We start from the raw sequence: 23,345 nt of genomic DNA, 5'->3' as shown, positions 1-23,345 counted from the left end.
CCTGTGCCAGCCTCCCGCCTGCATCGCGTCGCCGTCCTTGTGCTCGAGGGTGCGAAGCCGCTCGATGTCGGAATTCCCGCGCAGGTTTTCACGACCCGCGCGAGCATGCCGTACGAGGTGCGGGTGTGCGGGGCGACACCCGGTCTCGTGACCGGCGGCGATGGCCTCGCCTACTACGTCGCCCACGGCCTCGACGCGCTTGCGTGGGCCGACATCGTCTTCGTCCCCGGCTACCGGTTCCCGGACCGCGACGACCCGCCGCAGGCCGTCGTCGAGGCACTGATCGCCGCCCACGACCGGGGCGCGCGGCTCGCCGCCATCTCGACGGGCGCCTTCGCGCTCGCCGCCACGGGCCTGCTCGACGGCAGGCGCGCCACGACGCACTGGCACTACACGCGGGCACTCGTGGCCAGGCATCCGCTCGTCCAGGTCGACGAGAACGTGCTGTTCGTCGACGAGGGCAGCGTGCTCACCTCGGCCGGCGCCGCCTCCGGCATCGACCTGTGCCTGCACATCCTGCGCGGCGACCTCGGAGTGGCCGCGTCCAACCACGCGGCCCGGCGTCTGGTTGCGGCCCCCTACCGCAGCGGCGGTCAGGCCCAGTACGTACCGCGCAGCGTCCCCGAGCCGCTCGGCGAGCGCTTCGGCGCCACCCGCGAGTGGGCGCTGCACCGGCTCGGCGAGCCCCTCACCCTCGACATACTGGCGCGGCAGGCGGGGGTCTCGCCGCGCACGTTCTCCCGGCGCTTCGTCGAGGAGACCGGCTACACGCCGATGCAGTGGGTGATGCGCGCCCGCATCGACCTGGCCCGCGAACTGCTCGAGCGCTCGCAGCGCAGCGTCGAGCAGATCGCCGCCGACGTCGGGCTCGGCACCGGCGCGAACCTGCGCCTGCACTTCCAGCGCATCCTCGGCACCACACCGAGCGAGTACCGGCGCACCTTCACCCGGGGCGAGTAACCCGCCCGGCACGGCGTGGCGGGATCCTTTTGAACCGTGGCGATCCCGCCACTGTCAGCGGCGCGAGCCGCGGGCGAGCCTGATGTGGAAGGGAAGGGACATCACTCATGACTCGCATCGCCATCAACGGATTCGGCCGCATCGGACGCAATGTGCTGCGCGCACTGCTGGAGCGCGACAGCACCCTCGAGATCGTCGCCGTCAACGATCTGACGGAGCCCGCCACTCTCGCCCGGCTGCTCGCCTACGACAGCACGGCCGGCCGGCTCGGGCGCCCGGTGACCGTCGACGGGGACGCCCTCGTCGTCGACGGCCGTCGGATCACGGTGCTGGCCGAGCGCGAACCGGCGCAGCTGCCGTGGGCCGAACTCGGCGTCGACATCGTCCTGGAAGCCACCGGCCGCTTCACCTCGGCGAAGGCCGCCCGCGCCCACCTCGACGCGGGCGCGAAGAAGGTACTCGTCAGCGCGCCGTCGGACGGCGCCGACGTCACGCTCGCGTTCGGGGTCAACACCGATGCCTACGACCCGGACCTGCACACGATCGTCTCGAACGCCTCCTGCACCACCAACGCGCTCGCGCCGCTGGCCGCGGTCCTCGACGAACTCGCCGGTATCGAGCACGGGTTCATGACGACGGTGCACGCCTACACGCAGGAGCAGAACCTGCAGGACGGTCCGCACCGCGACGCCCGTCGCGCCCGGGCCGCCGGCGTCAACATCGTGCCGACCACGACCGGCGCCGCCAAGGCGATCGGCCTGGTGCTGCCGAACCTCGACGGCAAGCTGTCGGGCGACTCGATCCGCGTACCGGTGCCGGTGGGCTCGATCGTCGAACTCAACACGACCGTCGCCCGCGACGTGACGCGCGACGACGTGCTGGCGGCGTACCGCGCCGCGGCGGAGGGGCCGCTCGCCGGCATCCTCGAGTACTCGGAGGACCCGCTCGTGTCGTCCGACATCGTGGGCAATCCCGCCTCGTCGATCTTCGACTCGGCCCTCACCCGCGTCGACGGCCGCCACGTCAAGGTGGTCGCGTGGTACGACAACGAGTGGGGTTTCTCGAACCGCGTGATCGACACGCTCGAGTTCCTCGCCACCCGCTGACCGGACGCCGGGGCGGTACCCCGCCTCCGGCGACCGCGCCGGCCGGCACTTCCTTCGGGCGCTCTGGTTGGCCAGTGGGGCAACCAGAGCGCTCCCTACGTTGTTCAGTCACGGGATCCGGTCATCGCCCATGCCCAGCCGATCGTGAACATCTCATTGCAGGTCACCTCACTGACCTTCGGGGCGCTGATACTGACCGGGCGAACGACGGGCTGGGGTGACGGTGGACTGGACGGTGCCGGGAGGGCTGGTCGCCGGGCTGCTGATCGCGATGGTGACCGCCCCGGTCGGCGTGTCCGGCGCGGTGTTCCTGCTCCCGGTCCAGCTGAGTGTCCTCGGCGTGCCCAACCCCGCGGTCACCCCGACGAACCTGCTGTTCAACGTCGTCGCCGGACCCGGCGCCCTGTGGCGCTACCGCCACGACGGCGCCCTGCGCGGCGACCTTGCCCGACGGCTGGTGCTGGGCACACTGCCCGGGGTCGTCCTCGGCGCCGCCGTCCGCGTCTTCGCCCTCCCCGGCCCAAACGTCTTCCGGCTCCTGATCGCCACCCTGCTCCTCCCGCTCGGACTGTGGCTGTCCCTGCGCGCCCTCACCCCGGCCCGCCATCACCGGTCACCCGCAGGCGAGTTGTCCCCACGCACCCTCACCGGCCTCGCCCTGGCGGTCGGCGTCGTCGGCGGCATCTACGGCATCGGCGGTGGCTCCCTGCTCGGCCCCGTCCTCGTCGGGCGCGGTCTGCCCGTCGCCCGTGTCGCCCCGGCCGCGCTCGCCGCCACCTTCGCCACCTCCCTCGCCGGCGCCGCCGCCTACACGCTGCTGGCACTCGCGAGCACCGGAGACGTCGCCCCCGACTGGTGGCTCGGCCTCGCCTGCGGCACCGGCGGCCTGCTCGGCGGCTACCTCGGCGCCCGCCTCCAACCCCGCCTGCCCGAACGCGCCCTACGGCTCCTGCTCGGCACCCTCGCCACCGCCCTCGGTGCCCTGTACGCCGCCCAGACCCTGACCTGAACCGCGCCGGTTGGGGACCCGTAGGGCCCTCATCGGGCGTTCGTCATGGGACAACGAACGACAACAAACCCCGTCCATGACGTCCGCGCGAAGACCCATCCGCCGGCGAAGTCCCGCCGGTCGCTCAGCGTGGCCTGCATCGGCCGGGCCGCCGGCTCCCGCCCGGGCCGCGCGTCCCGCCACAGCCGGCGCTCCTCGCCGGTCAGTGAGGCGAGCAGCCCGGTCACCGCCGCTCACTCCCCGGCGGCCACCTGGGCGAGCGTCCGCCCGGTCCGCACCGAACGCGCCCGGCGCGGGTCGGGTGTACCGTGCCCGCGCCCGCCGCCCGCCTTCACCAGCAGCCAGGAGTCCTCACCGCGGAACCGGGTGAGGGCATACGTCCCGCGCAGTTTCGACCCGTGCAGCCGGAACGACGCGTGCCCCTGCCGGAGTGACTCCTCGAACCCGACGGCGCGCCCCTTCGCGTCGTGACTCAGCGGCTCATACGTCCCGTGGTCCCACACGATGACGGTCCCGCCCCCGTACTCGCCCTCCGGGATGATCCCCTCGAACTCCTCGTACTCCAGCGGATGGTCCTCCGTGGGGACGGCCAGCCGCTTGTCCTTCGGCCGCGCGGAGGGCCCCTTCGGAATCGACCACGACTTCAGCACGTCGCCCACCTGCAACCGGAAGTCGAAGTGCAACGTGCTCGCATCATGAATCTGCACGACGAACCGCGGCTCTTCACCACCCGCCGCCCGCTCTCCCGCCGGCTCCCCGGTCCGACGGAAGTCGCGCTTGCCGCGATAGTCCCGCAGCCGCTCCTGCTCACCCATGTGCCCCTCCTTCCGAGCACTCCGGGTACCCGGCCCGCGGCGCGCGGAACGCGGGCCGCGGGCCGGCAGACGATCACGGAGACCCCCGGCGCCGCCTCAGAACTCCTCGTGCACCTCCGGATCCCCGCCCAGCCGCTCGTGCGCCCGCTCCGCGATCACCCCCATCTGTGCCGGGCCCAGCTCGAAGCCGAAGACGTCCAGATTGGCGCGCCGGCGCTCGGAACTCGACGACTTCGGGATGGGGAGTGCTCCGAGCTGGATGTGCCAGCGCAGGACGACCTGGGCGGGGGTCACGCCGTGGGCCTCGGCGATCGTGACGACGGCCGGGTCCTCCAGGAGGGCCGAGCCGCGGCCGAGCGGGCTCCAGCTCTCCGTGACGATGCCCTTGGCCTCGTGGAAGGCCCGCAGGTCGTTCTGCGGGAAGAGGGGGTGCAGCTCGATCTGGTTGACGGAGGGCAGGACGCCGGTCTCCTTCTCCAGGCGCTCGATGTGCTCGGCGGTGAAGTTGGAGACACCGATCGAGCGGACCAGGCCGTCCTCGCGGAGCTTGATCATGGCGCGCCAGGAGCCGACGTACTTGTCGACGCGGGGGAGCGGCCAGTGGATCAGGTACAGGTCCACGTGGTCGAGGCCGAGGCGGCGGCGGGACTCCTCGAAGGAGGCGAGGGTCTCGTCGTAGCCGTGGTGGCGGCCGGGGAGCTTCGTGGTGACCACGATCTCCTCGCGCGGCACGCCCGAGCGGGCCACGCCGCGGCCCACGCCCGTCTCGTTGCGGTAGTTCGTCGCCGTGTCGATCAGGCGGTAGCCCAGGGCGAGCGCCCCCGTCACCGCCGCCTCCGCCTGCGCGTCGTCCATCGGCCAGGTGCCGAGACCGAGGGCCGGGAGCTTCGTTCCGTCGTTGAGCGTGTGCACCGGGATGTTGATCACCGTCGGACCTTCCCTCGACTGTGTCGTCCTTTCCAGCCTCCAGGACGGGACGAGGATTGATCAACCGGAAGGGTGGGGGAGGAAGCCAGCGGGCGGCAACGGGCCGTACCTCCACGACGATCGGAGCGCGCATGACGACGGACAGCCGGAGCACGGACGAGGCCGCGCGGGCGGCCGGGCTGGAGGTGAGGCCGGTCGCCGGTCACATCGGTGCCGAGATCGAGGGCGTCGACCTGGCCGAAGGCCTCGACGACGCCCAGGTCGCCGCGATCCGGGCGGCGGTGCTGCGCTGGAAGGTGGTGTTCTTCCGCGGGCAGCGCCTCGACCACGCCGGACACGTGGCGTTCGCGCGGCGGTTCGGCGAGCCGGTCGTGCTGCGCAAGCGGGGGAGTGCCTCCCCGCGCGACGTCCCCGAGATCGAGACCACCGCCGACCGGCTGGAACTCGGCGGCCGGTTCGGCATGGACCACGACGAGTGGCTCCAGCGCAGGCGCCACACCCTGCTGCGCGGCTGGCACTGCGACCACGGCGCCCGCATCGACCCACCCGCCGCGACCATTCTGCGCGCCGAGACGGTCCCGCCCTACGGCGGCGACACCACCTGGTCCAACCTGGCGGCCGCCTACGCCGGACTCTCCGCACCCGTACGGGATTTCGTGGACGGACTGCGGGCCGAGCACCGACTCGGCGTCGGCTACCAGCCGCGCCCGGGCGACGACGCGTACGTCCGGCATCTGCTGGACCATCAGGTCGCCTCGCTGCACCCGCTGGTACGCGTCCACCCGGAGACGGGGGAGCGTGTGCTGTACGTCAACGGCTACTACGTCGAGCAGATCACCGACCTCTCCCGCGCGGAGAGCGCGGCGATCCTGGACATGCTCCTCGACCAGGCCACCCGGCCCGAGTACACCGTCCGCTTCCGCTGGGAGCCGGGCAGCATCGCCTTCTGGGACAACCGGGCCACCATCCACCTCGCCCCCAGCGACAACGCCCACCTCGGCTTCCCCCGCACCATGCACCGGGTGATGCTCGCGGGCGAGGTGCCGGTCGGCGTGGACGGCAAGCCGTCGGAGCCGGTGACCGGGACCGAGCCAGGGCGCTGGTGAGGCCTCCCCGGCGCGACCGGCAGCGGTCAGGCGGGCTCAGCGCGGGTCACGAACGGCCGCCCGTCCTCCGGCAGGAACACGACGAACTCACGTGCTCCGTGGACCACGCGAAACTCCAGCCCTGCCGATCGGACGGCGACATGGTCATCGGTCTCCCGCTCCGGGCCGCCGACCCAGCGCCGGCCCCAGCTTCGTCGCCATGTCGGTGAGTATCTGCACGTAGTCCTCGTGCTCGAAGGTGAACGGCAGCGCGAACGCCACCTCGTCCACCTCGCGGAACGCGGCGTGCGCGTGCAGGCGTTCGGCGATCTCGTCCGAGGTGCCGACCAGGTCCGGCGCGAACAGCAGACGCGCCGGACCCTGCGGGGACTGTGTCCGCGGCAGGCGCTCGGCGGCGAACTCCTCGTACTTCGCGCGCTGTTCGGGCGAGGCGGAGTCGGTCGGGATGACGACCAGGCCCTGGGAGACGCGGGCAGCCTCCCCGTCGGGATGGGCGGCGCGGAAGGCGCGGATGTGGGACAGCTGGATGTCCGCGAAGTCCCCGGCGGCGTCCGGATCTTCGGCCTTGACGACGCTGCTGGTGAGGAAGTTCATGCCGTGCTCGCCGGCCCACCGCGCCGAGCTCAGGCTGCCCCCGCCGTACCACATACGGCTGCCCAGGCCCGGGGAATGCGGCTGCACCCGGTTTGAGAACACTTCGAACCCCTCGACGCCACCGAAGTCGGTGGCCGGCTCACCCCGCACCAGGTCCAGCAGCCGCCGCACCCGCCCGTACCCGAAGTCCTCGGCTTCGGCCGTGTCCGGGTAGAGGGCCTGCTTGACCTGGTCGTAGTGCATGGGCGGGCCGACGCTCACCCCCGGGTTGAGCCGTCCACCGGACAGGATGTCCACCGTCGCCAGATCCTCCGCCAGCCGCAGCGGGTTCTCCCAGCCCAGCGGGATCACCGCGGTGCCCAGCTCGATACGGCTCGTGCGCTGCGAGGCCGCCGCCAGGACGGCGACGGGGGAGGAGATGCCGTACTGGAGATGCTGATGGCGCACCCACGCGCTGTCGAAGCCGAGGCGCTCGCCCAGCTCGATGATCTCCAGCGTGGTCTCGTGTCCCCGGCGCGGATCGGCCCCGTCGAACAGACCGATCGTGAGGAAGCCCAGCTTGCGCAGCGGGCGTGAGGCGGACGGCATGGGCTCCTCCAACGATCGACGGCGCGCACCGCCGTACACCGGTTCTGCCGTGATTGTCGCAGGGCCGGTCAGACCAGGGGGATGGTGACCTCGTCCTCGACCGGCGGGTCCAGTTCCTGCGCGCGGTTGCCGGTGGCCGCGTAGCAGCGCAGCCGGACACGCTCCGGGCTCACGTCCAGGCGCAGGAAGCACTTGAAGAACGGCGGGCTGTAGGTCGCTGAACTCGGCGAGAACAGCTGCGTGTAGATCTTGCGTACGGGGAGGCGGAAGCGTGCGGTGCGGTCGGGGCGGCGCCCGGCCCCGAGCAGACTGGCGACCAGCCGGATCCGCCGCGTGAGCCGCACCTCGCCGCCCGGCGTCCGGGTCGGCGGGATACCCAGCCGCTCGGCGATCACGGCCGTGGCCTCGGCCTCGGTGAGTGTGAAGAAACGGCGCATCCGCAGCCGGCGGCCGTACAGCCGGCTGTAGAAGGCGAGGGAGTCGCCGCGCAGCGGATAGCAGCGGAAGTCGGCCTCGCTCACGCCGCCGACGTCGACTCGCGCAATGGTGTGCGTGGCGTGCATGAACGCCCCGCCGCCGCCCGACACGACGTATTGCAGGGTGCGCCCGTCCTCCAGACGCACCGGATACCGCTGGTAGTTGTGGATGTCGCCGCCGATCGCCGCGACATACCGGTGCTCCGGGTCGCGCACGATCTCGTCGACCGTGCCGCCGCCCTCGATGGCACACGGGTGGTGCTCGCCGTCCACGTACAGCGGCGAGCCGGTGATCAGGATCTTCGGGCGCGGCCCCTTCGACACCTCGCGCAGCCAAGCGCCCTGTTCGGCGTCCAGGGTGCCCAGCAGGCCCGTGTCGATGCCGATGATCCGCACCGGACCGGAGTCGATCGCCCAGTACGGGCCCGGCTGCACGGCCTGCTGGGACTGCGCGGAGCGCAACGTCCGTGCCTCGTCGAGGCGTTGACCGTCACCGGCGCGGGCCCGGTGCCACAGCAGTGAGCGCAGCCAGGCACGGGTGAGAGGGCGCGGGGAGGGCTCGGCGGGCAGCGGCGGGGCATCGTCGCAGAAGACGCGCATGAACCCGCCGAGATCCTCGTACCAGTCGTGGTTCCCCGGTATCGCGTAGATCGGCGCCCGGTAGTCCTGGTACGGCCGGAAGAACTTGCCGTCATAGTCGTCCGCGCTGCCGACGGGGTAGATCACGTCACTGGCCAGGACGGCGAACCGCGTGTCCTGACCCACCTTCAGAAAGCCCGGCACCACCGCGTACTGGGGATCGTCGCCCTCCCCGGTGTCACCGATGACCATGAAGGAGAAGCGGTCCGGGTCCGAACGCCGGATCACCTTGTCGGCGGGCGCCCCGGCCGCCGCCCGCTGCGCCACCCAACGGGCGCGCGTACGGCCCGTGGGATCCCCGAACCAGGACGCCAGCACACCGTTGCGCGCGGCCCACAGCATCCTGGGATCCAGCCACGAGATCTTCTGGACCCTGCCGGGCATCAACTGCCGGTACCCGCCTCGGTCGGCGCCGCCCCAGCCGGCGCCCTCGGCGGTGTCACGTGAGGAGTCAGACACCGCTGCACCGTAGCAACCGATCCAGGACCGCCCGGACGCGGGCCGATGATCGGCGGCGGCCGAACGACTTCGTTCCCACAGCCAACGCACAGCGCCCGTTCCGCCTCTTCCTCCTCAACGGGGGACCACCGCACGGAACGAAAGGACGCGATGTGCGTAAAAGACACGCTGGACGGGTGGTAGTCGCCCTCACCGCGACGGGAGCGGTGCTGACACCCCCGGTCCTGGCGTACGCGGAGGAGCCGCTCCGCGTCGACCTGAGGGCGGACGTCGACCGCGACGGCCGGGTCGACTTCACCGGTGGCACCGACACGGCCGGCGAGGACACCTGGTCCGTCGGACGGGGGGCGGTCTTCCTGCCCAACATCGACGACGACAGCAAGCGGTGCCCGACCACCGGGCCCGGCGGACGCCCGCTCACCGATGCCCAGTTGGCCGCCTGCAACGACGCCTCGGACACGAAGGTCAACGGCCGGGCCGACGCCGCGGACCTGGCCCGGGTCCGCTCGGTGCCGATGAGGAACCTGCCCTCCGACGCCAAGGGCAGCGTCGAGGTGACCACGGGGGCCGCGCAGACCAGGGTCTTCGTCAACCGCAAAGGTGCCTGGACACCCGTCACTTCGCAGACTCGGCTGACGCGGGCCGAGCTGCGCTCCGGCGTCGAGTTCGGCGTCGAGGGCAAGGACGTGATCCGCGACAGCGCCAAGTGGGACGGTCGCGCGGTCATCCGGCTCAAGGTGACCTCCTCCGCCGGCACCGCCTCCGACACCGTCACTCTCCGGGCCGCCCCGCTGCTCACCCACCACGCCCTGCAGAACACCCAGCAGTTGCTGGTCACCAAGATCGGTGGCAACGACCCCTGGGCCAAGCGCCAGCGGACGTTCGTCACCACCCTGGAGAAGGAGGCCCGGCAGGCCGGCATCACCAAGCCGCTGGTGACCTTCGAGAAGTACGGCGACATCTGGGCCCAGGACTTCGTCGAACCGGCCTACCTCTCCATGACCGGCCCGGACGGACGCCTGCGGACGATGCGCGTGATGCTGCGCTCCGCCCAGGACCGGGAAGCGGGCCGGGAGCTCTACGAGAAGCTGCGCGGCCCGGACATCGGCGTCGTGCAGGCCAAGGGCCGGGACATGCAGGGCTGGGAGACCCTCAACTCCTACGGGAACCTGGAGACCATCCCGCCCTACACGCACAACGGCCGGGCGTTTCCCGCCGGACGGATCATCATGGGCGAGCGCAAGGACGGCAGCGGGATACGCCCCTCGCAGGAGATACGCACCCTGCTCAAGTCCCAGGGGCTGCAGGACCCGCTGCTGCTGGACACCTCGTGGCTGCATGTCGGCCATGTCGACGAGTTCGTCCAGTTCCTGCCGGCCGACACCCCGCGCGGCTGGCGCATCGGCGTCGCCGACCCGGAGGCCGGTGTGCGGCTGCTGAAGGACGCGCAGCGCGACGGTCACGGCGCCACGAAGATGTTCTCCGTGCCCGGCTTCGACGGTGTGGGTGCTCCCAGGGAGACCGTCGACCAGGCGCTCGCCTCCCGGTACCTGCTGTCCGACAACACGATGGCCGCCGAGAAGATCGCGGCCAACCTGGAGGTCCTCAAGCGGGAGACGGGCGTCACCGACGAGGAGATCGTCCGGGTGCCCGCCCTCTACACCCGGGGCACCGAGATGGGCGACGAGGGCACTCGCGTGCCGCTGCTCCGCCGCCTCGGCGGCAGCGCCGACCCGGAGGCCGCCGAGCAGTACGGCCAGCAGCGGCTCCTGGGCCGTGACGGCAACCGGACCACTGCGGGCGCCCCCTTCGCCGCACAGGCTCCCGGGACTGTCATGACCAGCGCGTACGTCCCCGGCGCCGTCAACGGCATCCTGCTCTCCCGCGACCGCTACCTCGCCCCGCGCCAGTGGGGTCCCGTCATCGGCGGCAAGGACATCTTCACCGAGGCCGTCACCGCCGCGTACACCCGCGCCGGCCTGAAGGTGTCGTACGTCGACGACTGGTACACGTACCACCTCGGCATGGGCGAGATCCACTGCGGCACCAACACCCTGCGCGACGCCTCCGCCGCCTGGTGGAAGCCGTAACCGGACCGTCCCGGACGGCAGCCGGCCGCCCCCAGGTCACCGACCTGGGGGCGCTCCCGTGCGCGTTGCCGGCGCGGGGCGGCGCTCTCCGCTACGCCTTCGCGGTTCCCAGGACCAGCACCTGGATCGCCAGCACCGCGGCGCCGCGTGCCCAGTCGTGGAAGTCCGACACCTTGGTCTCCAGGTGGACCGGGGCGGCCAGCGGGTGGCGGTGCGCGCGGATGGTCTCCTCCACCGTCGCTCCGGCCACCTCCATCAGGCCGACTCCTTCACCGGCGAGCAGGATCTTCTGCGGCATGGCGAAGTTGGAGATCTGCGCCACCAGTGTGCCGAGGGCACGCGCCGCCTCGTCGACGACCCGGGCGGGCATGGGTTCCCCCGCGGCGGCGCCGGCGAGGATCTCCTCGTACGTCATCTCGCGGCCGGTGGCGGCCTGGACCTGGTAGCGGATGCTGGGGATGGTCAGCAGGGAGACCGCGCTGCCGCGGGCGCCCTCGGGGGTGAGCGGGCCGTTGGGGTTCACGATCCAGTGGCGGCCGAATCCGCGGTCCTCCTCGGCGCAGGGCACCCGTGTGCCGCCCAGGACGAGTCCGTAGCCGATGCCCGCGCCGATGGTGAGGACGGCGAAGCGGTCCAGGCCGCGGCCGGCGCCGAACCAGGTCTCGGCCTCGACGAGGGCGGAGACGTCGTTCTCGACGACCACCGGCAACCCGGTGCGCTCCTCGACGAGTTCGGCCAGCCGCACGTCGCGCCACTCCAGGAAGGGGGACTCCCCGACCACGGCACGCTCCTGGACGAGGCCGCCCACACCGATGCCGATGCCCGCGAGCCCGGGGTGCGCGCGGGCCAGTTCGGCGGTCATCTCGCCCAGCTGATCGGCGACCCGGTCCGGGTCGTGCGTGGTGAGCGGGCGGTCGTACCGGGTGACGATCTCGCTCCGGAGGGTGGTGACGACGCCGTAGACCATGTCCTCGGTGATCTTGAAGCCCACGAAGGAGCGGGACTCGGCGACGATGTCGAGGGGCTGCGACGGGCGGCCCTGTCGGACCTCGGCGAGCGCGGCGCCCTCGGGGACCTCGACGAGGAGGCCCGACTCGAGCAGGGGCTTGGTCAGCCTGGTGAGGCTTCCCGCCGAGAGGCTGAGGCGCCGGGCGATCTCGCTGCGGGACAGCGGGCCGTGCACGAGCACCTCGAGAGCCACCGCGCGTTCCCCGGGGCTGAGCGGCAGCCAACTGGCGGTCCGTGTGGTCATGAAGCTCGGACTCCCCCAAGATTTCTTTCGACATGGAACTAACGGCACCACTCTATGGCGTGATCTGCTCGTTCGAAAAGATGTGTGCAGGCCTCTTGACGCCACAATTATTCCGCCTCAAAAGTAAGTGGTCTGAGGACGAGCCGCCGATGAGGGAGCCCCCCGATGACCGTCGCCTCCAGCAGCCCACCATCCCGCCTGCCTCTGAGCGATGCCGGGGCCGTGGCACCGGCCAAGAAGGCCAGGGCCCGCACCCGGGGTGACGGCGCCCTCGCGGCTGTGTTCATCGCGCCGGCGATGCTGGGCTTTCTGGTGTTCCTGCTCTGGCCGACGGTGCGGGGCATCTATCTGAGCTTCACCCGCTTCAACCTGCTGACCCCGGCCGAGTGGGTGGGCCTGGACAACTACGTCCGCATGGTCAACGACCCGATCTTCTGGGGCTCGTTGACGGTGACCGTCGAGTATGTCGTCATCAACATCGGCGTCCAGACGGTCGCGGCGCTCGCCATCGCGGTCCTCCTCCAGCGGCTGACCCAGTCGGCTCTGCTGCGGGGCATCGTGCTCACCCCGTATCTGATGTCGAACGTCGTCGCCGGTCTCGTCTGGCTGTGGATCCTCGACACCCAGCTCGGCATCGGCAACGAGATCATCAGCGCCCTCGGCTTCGACCGCATCCCCTTCCTCGCCGACGACACCTGGGCGATCCCCACCATCGCCCTGATCAACGTCTGGCGGCACGTCGGCTACACCGCCCTCCTCCTCTTCGCGGGTCTCCAGGCGATCCCCAACGACATGTACGAGGCGGCCAAGGTCGACGGCGCGAGCGAGTGGCGGATGTTCTGGCGGATCACCATGCCGCTGCTGCGGCCGGTGCTCGCCGTTGTGCTGATCATGACCGTGATCGGGTCGTTCCAGGTGTTCGACACCGTCGCGGTGACCACCGCGGGCGGTCCGGCGAACGCGACCAACGTGCTCCAGTACTACATCTACGGCTCCGCCTTCGGCCGCTTCCAGTTCGGCTACGCCTCCGCGATGTCCGTCGCCCTGCTGGTCGTACTGAGCGCGATCACCGTCCTCCAGTACCGGCTCACCCGGGCCGGCCAGACCGACCTCGGCTGACGGAAGGGAGACACCGACATGGCTGCTGTGGCCGCTACGCCGACAAAGGCGCCGACCGTACACCCGGTCCGGCGCAGGTTCTCCCTCGGGCGGGCCGCCGCCTGGACGGTGATGGGCCTGATCGTCCTCATCACCCTGCTGCCGTTCTACTGGATCCTGCGCACCGCGCTCTCCACCAACGCCGGCCTGGGCGCCGACCCCACCAACCCGCTGCCGGCCGACCTCACCGGCAGCGGCTTCGAGCGGGCCCTCGGGCTGCAGTCGGCGAAGGAGGCCATCGCGCAGGGCGGCGCGGGCGGCGGGCTCGACTTCTGGCGCTACCTGCTCAACTCGGTGATCGTGTCGACGCTGATCACCGGCTGTCAGATCTTCTTCTCCGCGATGGCCGCGTACGCCTTCTCGCGGTTGCGCTGGCGCGGCCGGGACAAGGTGTTCGGCCTGTTCCTGGCCGGGCTGATGGTGCCGACCATCTTCACGCTGCTGCCGAACTTCGTGCTCATCAAGCAACTGCACCTGGTGGACACGCTGTTCGGGATCGCACTGCCCAGCCTCTTCATGACCCCGTTCGCGGTGTTCTTCCTGCGGCAGTTCTTCATGAACGTGCCCCGGGAGGTCGAGGAGGCGGCACTGCTCGACGGCGCCGGAAAGGTCAAGATCTTCTTCCGGGTGATCCTGCCGATGGCGTCGACGCCGATCATCACGCTGTCCGTGCTGACGTACATCACCTCCTGGAACGACTACTTCTGGCCGCTGATGGTCTCCTACAGCGACAGCTCGCGGGTGCTGACCGTGGCGCTGGCGATCTTCCGGGCGCAGACCCCGGCGACCGGCGTCGACTGGTCGGGGCTCACCGCGGCGACGCTGATCGCCGCGCTCCCGATGCTGGTGCTCTTCGCCTGCTTCGCCCGCCGCATCGTCAGCTCCATCGGCTTCACCGGGATCAAGTGAGGGAACACTGATGCGACTTCGTACGCTGACCGCGCTGGCCGGAGCGCTCACCCTGTCCCTGGTGGCCGGCTGCGCGAAGGGCGGCTCCTCGGGGGCGTCCGCGAACACGGTGACGTACTGGCTGTGGGACGCCAACCAGCTGCCCGCCTACCAGGCCTGCGCGAAGGGGTTCGAGAAGGAGAACCCGGGGCTGAAGGTCAGGATCACCCAGCTGGGCTGGAGCGACTACTGGACCAAGCTGACCGCGGGCTTCATCGCGGGCACCCAGCCGGACGTGTTCACCGACCACATCCAGAAGTTCGGCCAGTTCGCCGATCTGAAGGTGCTGGAGCCGCTCGACGACCTGGACATCCAGGAGTCCGCCTACCAGCCGGGGCTCGCCGCGAACTGGATCGGCCAGGACGGCCACCGCTACGGCGCCCCCAAGGACTGGGACACCGTCGCGCTCTTCTACAACGACAAGATGGCGAAGGCCGCCGGTCTCACCGCCGAGCAGCTGAACAGCCTCTCCTGGAACCCGGAGGACGGCGGCACCTTCGAGAAGGCCATCGCCCGCCTCACCGTCGACCGGAACGGCAAGCGGGGCGACGAGCCGGGCTTCGACAAGAACCACGTCAAGGTGTACGGGCTGGCCAGCAACGGCGGAGGCTACGGCGACGGCCAGACGCAGTGGAGCATGTTCACCGCCTCCGCCGGATGGAACTACACGGAGAAGGCGCGCTGGGGCACGAAGTACCAGTACGGCAGCAAGACCTTCCAGTCCGTGATCAAGTGGTACTTCGGGCTGGCGAAGAAGGGCTACCTGGCCCCCTTCTCCGACTACAACGTCCAGTCCAACCAGGCCAACACGCAGGTCGCCGCGGGCAAGGCCGCCGCCGCCTTCGACGGCGCCTGGATGATCTCCACCTACGCCGGCTTCAAGGGCAGGGACATCAAGTCCGCCCTCACCCCGGTCGGCCCGACCGGCAAGCGCGCCACGATGATGAACGGCCTCGCCGACTCCATCACCAAGGCCTCCAAGAACAAGGCGGGCGCCCGCAAGTGGGTGGAGTACCTGGCCTCCGACAAGTGCCAGACCGTCGTCGGCGAGTACGGGGTCGTCTTCCCCGCCACTCCGGCCGGCACCGAGGCCGCCATCGCCGCCTACAAGAAGAAGGACCTCGACGTCTCGGCCTTCACCGACCCCGTGGCCGACAAGAAGGCCTTCCGTACCTTCTCCTACCCGATCACCAACTACGCGGCCGACGTGACGGCGCTCATGCAGCCCGAGATGGAGGCCATCTACGGCAACGGCAAGCCGGTGAGCAGCCTCGACGAGACCAACGACCAGATCAACCTGATCCTCGACCAGTGAAGGGCACGCCTTACATGACGTTCTCCCTCGGCATCGTCGGCGCCGGCCAGTTCTCCGGCCAGTTCGCGAAGCTGTTCCTGGCCCACCCCGGCGTCAGCGACGTGTACGTCACCGACCTCCTGCCGGAGCGGGCCGGGCAACTCGCCGCCGCCGAAGGCCTGACCGGCACCTTCCCCTCGTACGAGGCGATGCTGGAGTCGGCGGCCGTCGACGCGGTCGCGATCTTCACCCAGCGGTGGACGCACGGTCCCCTGGTGGTGCAGGGCCTGAACGCGGGCAAGCACGTGTACTCCGCCGTCCCCATGGCCATCACCACGGAGGAGATCGCGGCCGTCATCGACACGGTCAAGGCGACCGGGCTGACGTACATGATGGGCGAGACCAGTCAGTACAACCCGGCGACCGTGCACGCCCGCAACCAGATCGCCGAGGGTGCCTTCGGGCGGATCTTCTACGCCGAGGGCGACTACGTCCACGACATGGACCTGGGCTTCTACGAGGCCTACCAGTACAGCGGCGGCGAGAACTGGAGGGCTACCGCCAGCTACCCCCCGCTGCTGTATCCGACGCACTCGGTGGGCGGGGTGCTGGGCGCCTGGCAGACGCACGCGGTCAGTGTGTCCGCGATCGGGGTCGTCGACGAGCGAGGCGACGGTGTCTTCGACAAGGAGGTCAGCCAGTTCGGCAACGACTTCTCCAACGCCACCGCGCTGTTCGAGGTGGCGGGCGGCGGTTCGTTCCGGACGAACGAGTTCCGGCGCGTGGGCTACCCGTCCCACATCCGGGAGTCACGCTTCCGGTTCTTCGGTACGGAGGCGAGCATGGAGCAGCTCGCGACGGTCGCCCTGTGGCAGGACAGGAACGGGGTGGAGGACATCAGCGAACTCCTCGAACCCAAGCCCACCATGTCCCCTGACGACCCGTCACTGCAGCACATCGCCCCGGATCTGCGGGCGGCCTTCACGTCCGGGTCGGCCCTGGTGCACGACCGCTCGCGCCTGCCGCGGGAGTTCGACAACCTGCACAACGGCCACGAGGGCAGCCACCACTTCCTGGTCGACGACTTCGTGACCGCGGTCAACACACGGACGCTGCCGTCGGTCAACGCCTGGGTGGCGGCCCGCTACACCCTGCCGGGCATCATCGCGCACGAGTCCGCCCTCAGGGGCGGGGCCCGGCTGGAGATCCCGGACTTCGGGGACGCGCCGGAGGCGTAGGGCCTTGTGTGGTCCAGCCGTTCAGCCCGACGGCTGGACCACACGGCCACGGGGGTTGTGGTTCCGGCCTGCAAGGCCTCAACTCCGCCCGTCTCTCCCCGCCGCCCGGTCCCACCACGCCGGAGCGAGAGCCGTCACCATCAGCGCCGCGGTCAAGGCGAACGCCCAGGGATAGCCGGTCAGCGCGGCCATCGCCCCGAATCCGACCGCGCCGATGCCCATGCCTGCGTCGTAGGCGAGGTTCCACAGCGCGCTGACCGTGCCGTACCCGGAGGCCGGCACCCGGGAGTACATCAGCGTGATGGTCGCGTTCTGGGTGATGCCGAACCCGATCCCGAACACGGCCACACCCACGATGACCGCGACGGGGACATCCGTGAGGGCGGTGACGAGGATCCCGGCGGCCGAGGCGAGCAGCCCGGGCACGATCAGCCTGTCGGCCCCGTGCCGGTCGCCGTGCCGGCCGGCGAACCAGCGGGCCACGGCCGAGGCGGCAGGCTGGACGAACAGGGCCGCGGCGACGAGTCCGGAGTACTGCGCGGCCACGGCAAGGGGCAGGAACGTGACGATGATCCCCGCACCCAGCGCCGTCACCGCGAAGACGGCCGCGGGACGTGCGAGCGCGGGCGAACGGCCCCCCGCCAGGACGCCGATCGGCTTGCCCGGCGCAACCTCCCGGCCGGGGAGTCCCGGTACAGCGGCGATGGAGATCAGGGCGAGCAGGGCCGCCGCCGTGCAGACCGGCCCGTACCCCGTGTGCGAGGCCAGCCAGGTCCCGAGCGGCAGGCCCACGAGCGACGGCACACCGACCACGACGCCCGCCAGGGCCAGCCCCTCACCGCGGCGTTCGAGCGGGATCAGCGACACCGTCAGCGCACCGCCCGCGACCACCGTGAGCGCGAAGCCGAGACCGCGGACGAGACACACCGCCACGATCCACGTCATGTCCTGCGAGAGGGTCAGGACCAGCGCCGGAGCGCCCAGCAGCAACAACCCCGCCCCCAGGACCACGCGATAGCCGCACCGGGCGGTCAGCCAGGGGGTCATCAGCTCGCCGACGACCGTCGCCAGCATCAGCGCACCGGTGACCAGGCCCGCCTCGTCGCTGCCCCGGCCCGGGACGCCCTGCGCGTACATCGGGACGACCGACAACAGCAGGAAGAAGCTCGACGAGGCACCGACGGCCGTGACGAAGCGCATCAGCAGCGCGGGGGTCACCAGGCGCTGCCGTACGCCGGCGGCCTGGCTCGGTGGATCGACGGACGAAGTCATGCGCTGAACCTATGAACCGAACGGCCCATCAGTAAGATCCAATTCCATGCCTCTTGAGTGGGCCGGTTCTTCGCCGGACTTGTTGCTGGTGATCGACCGGGAGAGCGGTGAGCCGCTCCGTACCCAGGTGGAGCGCCGGCTGCGGGACGCGATCAGGGGAGGCCGGCTGCGCAGCGGCGAACGACTGCCGTCATCCCGCACACTCGCCCGCCAACTCGGCCTGTCCCGGGGGCTGGTGCAGGAGTGCTACGAGCAACTCCACGCCGAGGGTTACCTGGTGTCCCGTCCCGGGGCGGGGACCTATGTCGCCTCGGGCACGCACCTACCGCAGGACCCCGCGAAGCGCCGTGCGGCGGAGCCGGAGCTGCTGGCGGATTTCCAGTCGGGCGTTCCCGACCTGCGTTCCTTCCCCGTGACCGACTGGCTGTGGGCCATGCGTGAGGCCGCCCGGGTCACTCCGGCCTCGGCGTTCTCCTACGGCGACGCCCGGGGCAGCGCGGCGCTGCGCGAGGTCCTGGCGGGCTATCTGCGGCGGGTACGGGCCTGTGTGGCGGACCCGGAACAGATGGTGATCTGCTCCGGATACGCGCAGGGCCTCGGCCTGGCGCTGCACGCGTTGGCCCGCTCGGGGATACGCACAGTGGCGTACGAGGATCCGGGCTCGCCCACGACGACGCGCTCCGCCGCGGCATGGGCGGGCATGGCGGCGGTCCCCGTGCCGGTGGACGACCAAGGCATCGACGTCGAGGCGCTCGCCGCGACCGACGCCCGGGTCGTGATCGTCACCCCGGCACACCAGTGGCCGACCGGGGTCGTACTGGCTCCCCGGCGACGGCTGGCCCTGATCGACTGGGCGGTGCGCCGGGACGCCGTGATCATCGAGGACGACTACGACGCGGAGTTCCGCTACGACCGGGATCCGGTCGGCACCCTCCAGGGCCTCGCCCCGGATCGGGTGATCGCGGCCGGAACGGTCAGCAAGTCCCTCGCGCCGGCGCTGCGGATCGGCTGGCTGCTGTGCCCGCCGGGCATCCGCGCGCTCGTCACGGTGCACAAGCACCTCAGCGACCGCGGCTCCCCGACGCTGGACCAGCTCGCCTTGGCGACACTGATCGAGTCCGGGCGCTACGACCGGCACCTGCGCCGGATGCGCGCGCGGTACGCGGCCCGGCGCAGCGCCCTGGTGGCCGCGCTCGCCGAACACGCTCCGCGGGTCGTGGTGACCGGGCTGGCGGCGGGCTTCCACGCGGTCGCGCACCTCGGCCCGGCTGCGGACGAGCGGGCCGTCGTCGCCGCGGCGCGGGAGCGGGCCGTCGGCCTGTACGGCATGAGTGCGTGCCGTACGTCGCGGGCGGCCGCGCCGGCGCAACTGGTGCTGGGGTTCGGCAATGTGAGCGACGACGCCCTGACCGCCGGCATCGCGGTGGTGGGCGACCTGCTCCGCGGTGACGGCGGCGGACCGCACGGCCATGGGCGTGACATGTGACGACAGTCCCTGGCCCGCGTGTCGTCCGCCGCTCATTCCAGGATCAGTGGCTTCTCCGGGGCGAGATGATTGGCGATCGACACCAGGAGCGCGGTGCTGAAGTTCTGGGCGGTGTCGCTGCCCCTTCCCTGTGTCGCGGCCGTCGCGATCGCGATCTTCCTGGAGGGCAGATAGGAAACCGATCCCTGGTAGCCGGCGAACGACGGATTCTGCAGGAGCCAGGTGTTCTGCACGGCCAGCCCCAGGGCGTAGGACGTCCTCGGCGTCACCTTGGCGACGGGGGTGATCTGCACCTTGCGCGACTCGGGCGTGAGCAGCCTGCCCTCGCCCCACGCTGCCACCGACTTCCCCATGTCCTCCAGCGTGCCCGTCATGACCGCTCCCGGGGCCAGCGTCCATGACGGGTCCCAGTAGGTGGCGTCCTCGAACACATCCCGCTCGTTGTCGAAAGAGTGCAGCACCGGGGCGGGGATCTCGGCCGTGGACGGGTTGTCCGTTCCGGTCAGACCGAGGGGCTTCAGGATTCCCTCGCGCATCACTTCCGCAAGGGGCCTCTTCCTGACCTTGGAGATGATGTCGCCCAGGATCACCCAGTTGGCATGCGAGTAGGCGAACCCCGACCCGGGCGGTTTCTGGAGGGGTTTGGAGAAGGAGAAGCCCAGCAGTTCCTGCGGCGTCCAATGCCGGAAGGGATTCTTGTAGAGCGCGGCGATGAACTCGGGGTTCTGGACGTAGTCCGCGTAGCCGGAAGTGCTGGAGGCCACCATCTTCAGGGTGATGTCCTTCGCGTGCGGCAGGTCGGGGAGCCACCGGGAGATCTTGTCGTCGAGCCGGACCTCGCCCTCGTCGACGAGCTTGAGCAGTTCGGTCGTCAGATACGGAATGGCGACCGCGCCGATCCGCAGGTGCATGTCGGTCGTCGCGGGGATGCCCGTCATCGTCTCTCCGGCAGCGACGCTCGTGACCTTTTCCCCGTCGATCCAGACCCCGGCCATGGCTGCGGTGAGCTTGTACTTCTTCAGGGAGTCGGCGACCTGCTTCTTGATGAAGGCTTCGCTGTCGGCGGGAATGCAGGTGCCGCCCTTGGAGACCTGGTCGGTCGTGCAGGCCTTCGGCGTGCCCTCGGCCTTCGTGGCCACCGTGGCGACACAGCCCGTGAGCGAAGCGCCCAGAAGCCCCAGGGCCAGCGGCAGGCATATGAGGACGGTTCCTGCGGTGTGACGCGTGGCTTCGGGTCGACGCACGGCGGAGCCTCCATACGGGTCGAAGGCTGCGATTCCCCCACGTCGCACCTGCGGGCTTCGTTCCGGAGGCTAGCCGCCGACACCGGCCGTCGCGCCCCGGGCGACCCCGTTCGGGTGGGGTAGCGACGCAATCGCCCCCGTCAGGTGTCGAAGCGGTGGCGGGCGGTCTCGATGTGGCCGAGGTACCGGTGGGTCCAGTCGCACAGTCCGTCGATCGTCACCCGCAGGGCCTGGCCCGGCTCGGTGAGGGTGTACTCGACCCGCGGCGGCACCGTGGGGTGCACTTTCCGCTCGACCAGGCCGTTGCGCTCGAGCATGCGCAGATTCTGGGTGAGCATCTTGTGGCTGATGCCCTCGATCTCGTTGCGCAGCTCGCTGAAGCGCAGGGTTTGCTCCCCCAGGGCCTCGATGATCAGGAGCGCCCATTTGTTGGCGACATCCGAGAAGATCTCCCGCGCCAGAGAGTCCGCGCGCCTCAGGTCCGCTTCGTCGGGCGAGCCCGTGAACTGCTTGGTCACCATGAGGTTCCCCAGTCACTGAAAAGTGCGTTCTTCCACGTCAGCGTTCACTCTCCTACGGTTCCTGAGTAACCACAAGAGACCGAGAGACGTCCGGGGCCGCGGGCAGCAGGCCCACGGGCTCTCGTGACAAGGAGGCAGGCAGCATGGCCATCACACTGGTGAACCCCAGCGGATTGCCCAAGATCGATGTCTACCGGCAGGTGTCGATCGCGACGGGGACGAAGCTGGTCTTCATCGCCGGGCAGGTCGCCTGGGATGCCGAGGGGGTCACGGTCGGCGAAGGCGACCTCGCCGCCCAGGTCGAGCAGTGTTACCTCAACATCGCCACCGCCTTGGCCGAGGTCGGCGGCTCCTTCGACGATGTGGCGAAACTGACCGTCCACGTCGTCGACTGGACCCCCGACAAGATGCCACAGCTGCTGGAAGGGATCCGTCGGGCGACCGCGAAGCTGGGGGTCACCCCGGTCCCGCCGGCCACGCTGCTGGGCGTTGCCGCACTGGACGTGCCCGACCATCTGGTGGAGATCGAAGCCACCGCAGTCCTCGGCTGAACAGATTCCCTTCGCCCGTTGAGCACCGAGGCGGCTTCCCCATGGAGAAGTCAACGCTCGTGAGTCAGAGCCTGTCCCCAGCGTCTACGGCCGCCCGCACCTGGTGGTGGGTCCACGCGCCCGGGTGGCACCCGGTGGTGCAGTACCCCGTGGCCGAGCCGAACCCGCCGGAGCCGGTGTCGCTGGAGACGGTCGGGCTACGGCTGAAGGCGCTCGCCCATCCGGTACGGCTGCGCCTCCTGCGCACCCTGGCTCGCGGCCCGCACACCAGCGGCGAGCCGGCCCATGCCTGGGAGCTGACACCCCCGGAGGTCTCCCGCCACCTCACCGCCTGCTCCACAGGTGGGTCTACCGGGCGGGGGAGGGCGCCCGTCGTCTGACCTCGACGCCGGGCGTGCACGCGGGAGTGCGTCGCGGGGGCACCCTGATTCGCTGTTCAGGCCGGGGGGTCACCGTCGTCCCACGCGGTGGACCGGCCGTCCCCGTCGTCTCGTACGCCGAGCGCCCCGTGCTCGACGTGCGCGCCACCATCCTCCACCTCGGCCCCGACGCCCTGCGCGCCCGCCTCCACCTCCCCTCCTGGCACCGTCCCGGCAGCGGACCCCTGCCCGTCCTGCTCGACCCCTACGGCGGGGCGGGCGCCCAGCGGGTCACCGCCGAGACGGACGCGAAGACGCTGGTGTCGCAGTGGTTCGCCGAGCACGGGTTCGCCGTCCTGGTCGCCGACGGGCGCGGCACGCAGGTGCGTGGGCCGGACTGGGAACGCGCGGTCCACGGCGACCTGTTCGGGTCCGTCCTCGACGACCAGGTCACCGCTCTGCACGAGGCCGCCCGCCGCCACTCCGACCTCGACCTCGGCCGGGTCGGCATCCGGGGCTGGTCCTTCAGCGGCACGCTCGCGCTTCTCGCCGTCCTGCGCCGCCCGGACGTCTTCCACGCGGCCGGCGCCGGCGCCGGTGTCACCGATCAGCGGCTGTACGACGCCCACTGGCGGGAGCGGTTCCTCGGCCACCCCGAGGTGCACGCCGACCGCTACGAGGCCGCCTCCCCATTGCGCGAGGCATACCGCCTCACCCGCCCCCTGCTGCTCCTGCACGGCCTCGCCGACCCCAAGGTCCCGCCGGTTCACACCCTGCGCCTGTCCGCCGCCCTGCGTGCCGCAGGACGTCCGCACGAGCTGGTCCTGCTGCCCGGCGCCGGCCATCAGCCGGTCGGCACGTCGCTCACGGAAGAGGTGCTCCGGCCTCAGGTCCGCTTCCTCCGCCGCCACTTGGCCGCCTCGGCCGTGACCGGGCACCTGGGTCGGGAGACCTGCTGAACCCGCGCTGACCACAGCGAACGCACAGTCGGAGCACAGCCCCACGCGGCGCGACGGCCCTGACGGCGATCCGCACCGAGGGATAACCCTCGAAGCACCGGCATCTGGATGACATGCCCCGGACAACCCTGTCATCCTCCGACCCAACTACCGCTCCAAGAGGGCACGTTGCCCCCCCACCGCACGGTCCCCGCACACCTCAGCTCGTCCCGGACAGCACACCCGGCTGCCCGGGCCTGTCACCGGCCGCGCCCCGCGGCCGCCGCAGTAGGAGTACGCGTGAGACCCAACCCC

Annotated in this window: 20 protein-coding genes and 1 pseudogene; 13 read left to right on the top strand and 8 right to left on the bottom strand. The window is 70.8% G+C overall.

The annotated features are described in order from the left end of the window. Nucleotides 1-3: 3 nt before the first annotated feature. The 3 genes from IE263_RS44090 to IE263_RS44080 all read left to right on the top strand — a co-directional run bounded on the left by IE263_RS44090 (nt 4) and on the right by IE263_RS44080 (nt 3,075). Entirely contained in the window at nt 4-960 is a 957-nt protein-coding gene (locus tag IE263_RS44090) for a GlxA family transcriptional regulator (RefSeq protein WP_189943774.1), read from the top strand. Nucleotides 961-1,067: 107 nt separating this feature from the next. Next, nucleotides 1,068-2,066, top strand: coding sequence for a type I glyceraldehyde-3-phosphate dehydrogenase (gene gap / locus IE263_RS44085; RefSeq protein WP_189943773.1), 999 nt, complete (start codon nt 1,068-1,070; stop codon nt 2,064-2,066). Between the two features lie 223 nt (nt 2,067-2,289). Next, nucleotides 2,290-3,075: a sulfite exporter TauE/SafE family protein gene (locus tag IE263_RS44080; RefSeq protein ID WP_189943801.1), complete on the top strand. Its 786-nt coding sequence runs from the start codon at nt 2,290-2,292 to the stop codon at nt 3,073-3,075. 233 nt (nt 3,076-3,308) lie between these two features. Here the strand turns inward: IE263_RS44080 and IE263_RS44075 are convergent, their stop codons facing one another. Beyond that, a complete protein-coding gene (locus IE263_RS44075) occupies nt 3,309-3,890 on the bottom strand; it encodes a DNA polymerase ligase N-terminal domain-containing protein (protein ID WP_189943772.1) in 582 nt (193 codons plus the stop codon). Nucleotides 3,891-3,986: 96 nt separating this feature from the next. Then, nucleotides 3,987-4,817: an aldo/keto reductase gene (locus tag IE263_RS44070; RefSeq protein WP_189943771.1), complete on the bottom strand. Its 831-nt coding sequence runs from the start codon at nt 4,815-4,817 to the stop codon at nt 3,987-3,989. Nucleotides 4,818-4,948: 131 nt separating this feature from the next. Here IE263_RS44070 and IE263_RS44065 point away from each other — a divergent pair, with 131 nt between their 5' ends. Next, the gene (locus IE263_RS44065) at nt 4,949-5,923 is read left to right on the top strand and encodes a TauD/TfdA dioxygenase family protein (RefSeq protein WP_189943770.1); all 975 of its coding nucleotides are present in this window, start codon (nt 4,949-4,951) and stop codon (nt 5,921-5,923) included. Between the two features lie 144 nt (nt 5,924-6,067). Here the strand turns inward: IE263_RS44065 and IE263_RS44060 are convergent, their stop codons facing one another. After that, nucleotides 6,068-7,105 (bottom strand): LLM class flavin-dependent oxidoreductase, encoded by a 1,038-nt coding sequence (locus IE263_RS44060; protein ID WP_189943769.1) that lies wholly within the window; start codon nt 7,103-7,105, stop codon nt 6,068-6,070. 68 nt (nt 7,106-7,173) lie between these two features. After that, nucleotides 7,174-8,679: a metallophosphoesterase family protein gene (locus IE263_RS44055; RefSeq protein ID WP_189943768.1), complete on the bottom strand. Its 1,506-nt coding sequence runs from the start codon at nt 8,677-8,679 to the stop codon at nt 7,174-7,176. Between the two features lie 176 nt (nt 8,680-8,855). On the opposite strand from IE263_RS44055, the gene IE263_RS44050 reads away from it, so the two are divergent. Further along, nucleotides 8,856-10,769 carry a protein-arginine deiminase domain-containing protein gene (locus IE263_RS44050; RefSeq protein WP_229911508.1) on the top strand — a complete coding sequence of 638 codons (1,914 nt, stop codon included), beginning with the start codon at nt 8,856-8,858 and terminating at the stop codon, nt 10,767-10,769. Nucleotides 10,770-10,860: 91 nt separating this feature from the next. Here IE263_RS44050 and IE263_RS44045 read toward each other — a convergent pair whose 3' ends face one another. Beyond that, complete coding sequence (locus IE263_RS44045; protein ID WP_189943766.1) at nt 10,861-12,021, bottom strand: ROK family transcriptional regulator; 1,161 nt, start codon at nt 12,019-12,021, stop codon at nt 10,861-10,863. A gap of 165 nt (nt 12,022-12,186) precedes the next feature. Here IE263_RS44045 and IE263_RS44040 point away from each other — a divergent pair, with 165 nt between their 5' ends. The 4 genes from IE263_RS44040 to IE263_RS44025 are packed head-to-tail and all read left to right on the top strand — an operon-like array spanning nt 12,187 to nt 16,659. Further along, a complete protein-coding gene (locus IE263_RS44040) occupies nt 12,187-13,140 on the top strand; it encodes a carbohydrate ABC transporter permease (RefSeq protein WP_189943765.1) in 954 nt (317 codons plus the stop codon). Between the two features lie 18 nt (nt 13,141-13,158). Beyond that, nucleotides 13,159-14,088, top strand: coding sequence for a carbohydrate ABC transporter permease (locus IE263_RS44035; protein WP_189943764.1), 930 nt, complete (start codon nt 13,159-13,161; stop codon nt 14,086-14,088). Between the two features lie 10 nt (nt 14,089-14,098). Beyond that, nucleotides 14,099-15,442, top strand: a complete 1,344-nt coding sequence (locus IE263_RS44030; RefSeq protein ID WP_189943763.1) for an ABC transporter substrate-binding protein — start codon at nt 14,099-14,101, stop codon at nt 15,440-15,442. A gap of 14 nt (nt 15,443-15,456) precedes the next feature. Beyond that, on the top strand, nt 15,457-16,659 hold the full coding sequence (locus tag IE263_RS44025) for a Gfo/Idh/MocA family protein (RefSeq protein WP_189943800.1): 1,203 nt from the start codon (nt 15,457-15,459) through the stop codon (nt 16,657-16,659). A 78-nt stretch (nt 16,660-16,737) separates the two neighbouring features. On the opposite strand, the gene IE263_RS44020 is transcribed toward IE263_RS44025, so the two are convergent. Continuing rightward, a complete protein-coding gene (locus IE263_RS44020; RefSeq protein WP_189943762.1) occupies nt 16,738-17,931 on the bottom strand; it encodes an MFS transporter in 1,194 nt (397 codons plus the stop codon). Nucleotides 17,932-17,977: 46 nt separating this feature from the next. Between IE263_RS44020 and pdxR the strand changes: the two genes are divergently transcribed. Next, nucleotides 17,978-19,417 (top strand): MocR-like pyridoxine biosynthesis transcription factor PdxR, encoded by a 1,440-nt coding sequence (gene pdxR / locus IE263_RS44015; RefSeq protein ID WP_189943761.1) that lies wholly within the window; start codon nt 17,978-17,980, stop codon nt 19,415-19,417. Between the two features lie 32 nt (nt 19,418-19,449). Here the strand turns inward: pdxR and IE263_RS44010 are convergent, their stop codons facing one another. Together IE263_RS44010 and IE263_RS44005 are read right to left on the bottom strand one after the other, a co-directional pair. Next, nucleotides 19,450-20,661, bottom strand: a complete 1,212-nt coding sequence (locus tag IE263_RS44010) for a serine hydrolase domain-containing protein (protein ID WP_189943760.1) — start codon at nt 20,659-20,661, stop codon at nt 19,450-19,452. A gap of 140 nt (nt 20,662-20,801) precedes the next feature. Then, complete coding sequence (locus IE263_RS44005) at nt 20,802-21,182, bottom strand: winged helix-turn-helix transcriptional regulator (RefSeq protein WP_189943759.1); 381 nt, start codon at nt 21,180-21,182, stop codon at nt 20,802-20,804. A gap of 143 nt (nt 21,183-21,325) precedes the next feature. Between IE263_RS44005 and IE263_RS44000 the strand changes: the two genes are divergently transcribed. The 3 genes and pseudogenes from IE263_RS44000 (at nt 21,326) to IE263_RS43990 (ending at nt 23,051) form a co-directional block, all read left to right on the top strand. After that, on the top strand, nt 21,326-21,733 hold the full coding sequence (locus IE263_RS44000; protein WP_189943758.1) for a RidA family protein: 408 nt from the start codon (nt 21,326-21,328) through the stop codon (nt 21,731-21,733). 79 nt (nt 21,734-21,812) lie between these two features. Further along, nucleotides 21,813-22,080, top strand: a pseudogene (locus IE263_RS43995) (DUF5937 family protein); the annotation flags it as partial. A 170-nt stretch (nt 22,081-22,250) separates the two neighbouring features. Further along, nucleotides 22,251-23,051 carry an alpha/beta hydrolase family protein gene (locus IE263_RS43990; RefSeq protein WP_229911507.1) on the top strand — a complete coding sequence of 267 codons (801 nt, stop codon included), beginning with the start codon at nt 22,251-22,253 and terminating at the stop codon, nt 23,049-23,051. Nucleotides 23,052-23,345 lie beyond the last annotated feature (294 nt).

The sequence above is a fragment of the Streptomyces aurantiogriseus genome, from assembly GCF_014649375.1.
In the GTDB taxonomy this organism is placed as follows: Bacteria; Actinomycetota; Actinomycetes; order Streptomycetales; family Streptomycetaceae; genus Streptomyces; species Streptomyces aurantiogriseus.
Note: the sequence above shows the minus strand (reverse complement) of the source record. Positions and strands in the feature narration are given on the sequence as shown.